Source organism: Oerskovia sp. 140933, assembly GCF_059651515.1.
In genome coordinates this window covers 1-1524 of record NZ_JAMXIO010000072.1, presented here as the reverse complement: position 1 = coordinate 1524, position 1524 = coordinate 1, and the positions used below count along the sequence as shown (strand labels likewise).

The 1524-nt window shown below is 73.8% G+C and carries 1 protein-coding gene; it reads right to left on the bottom strand.

Features of this window, described 5'->3' with window-relative positions; all coding sequences use genetic code 11:
* Positions 1–645: 645 nt before the first annotated feature.
* Positions 646–1524 (bottom strand): resuscitation-promoting factor (locus tag NHG27_RS18940; protein WP_497017354.1); only part of this gene is annotated, 879 nt, incomplete at its 5' end.

Sequence of the window (1524 nt, the reverse complement as noted above, 5' to 3'; positions counted from 1 at the left end):
GTCGCACCGGCGACCAACGGCCACCGGCGACGCCGCGCAGCAGTGGCAGTGGAAGAGGAAGGGGCGGAAGCATCAGCCTCGACGCCCGTCGAAGGGTCGGGGGCGGAGGGAGTCGGCGCGGTGCGCTCGAGCGCCTCGTGCTTGGTGCTGCGGAAGGGGTTCTTCACTCGTGTCCAGTCGTCGTGCTGTCCGGGCACGGGAGGTCGAGGCTCGCGACGAGGCACAGCCCGGTCCGTGCAGGGCACGGTGCGACGAGGTCGCTCCGGGGTCTCGACCAGCCGATCCGGCGGTCCGGGCGCCTGGGCACCGGGCTCACGGCCCGGTCGGCACCACCCGCTGCGAGATCACATCGTGGCGACTTCTGCACGCGGGACACTCGACCGTAACCGACTCGTTATGGATCGCCAAGCCGACGCGCTGCCGTCCACGCACTGCCCGGGTGGACGAACCGGGTGCCACCTCGCAGGTCGGGCGAGCCCGGCCTGCGCGTGACGGTGTCGTGCGACACACCCGGGTGCGCGGCCTCCACGGTCACCGGCGGCCGGACGGGGACGCACGAAGGGTGCGGGGGCCACAGCTCTCGCTGCGGACCCCGCACCCTTCCGACGACGCGCTCAGGACGAGCCCGTCAGGGCGTCCAGACGCTCAGCGCAGGCCGAGCTTCTTGGAGCAGGCGGGCCACTGGCCCCAGCCCGACCGGGCCTGGAGGGCCTGGGCGCGCTGGGTCTGCTCGGCGGCCGAGGCCTCCGAGGGGAGACCCGAACCGCCCATGGCGCGCCAGGTGCTGGCCGAGAACTGGTAGAGGCCGTAGTAGCCGTTCCCGGTGTTCGTCGCGGGGTTGCCCCCCGACTCGCACTTCGCCAGGGCCGCCCAGACGTCCCCGCCGACGGTGCTCGGCGCCGCCGGCGCAGCCGCCGCGGAAGAGGACGAGGAGCTGCTGCTCGCCTGGGGCGCCGCAGTCGTGGCCTTCGGCGCGGGGGTCGGTGCCGGGCGCTCCTTGGTGCCCTGCACGAGGATCTTGGTGACCGGCTCGGCGGTCACGGCGTCCGAGACGAGCTCGCGGGACTCCTCGACGCCGTCGACCGTCGTGACGCGCTCGACCTTGGTCGACGCGCCCTCGACGCCCTCCTGCTTGACGACGGGAGCGAGGTCCGCGTAACGGTTCGCGTCCTGCTCCGTGACCGTCTCGAACGGGATCGGGGTCACGGTCGGGACCTCTGCCACGGCGACGCGCTGGACGACGAGCGAGACCGCGGGGTCGGCGGCCTCGTCGCGGGCGACCGAGACGCGGTCGTGCTCGCCCAGGACGATGCCCTGCTGGTCGAGGATCGCGTTCACGCCGATGCTGCCGTCAGGAGCCGTCAGGACCTGGCCGTCGACCACGACGTTGACGGGGCCGTCGGCGTCGAGGCGCAGCGGCAGGGCCGCACGCCCGTCGGCGCCCGAGCGCGAGGCGACCAGACGCACGTCCGTCCCACGGTCCGCGAGCGTGTCGAGCGCCTCGTCCGCGTCCAGAGCCGTGAG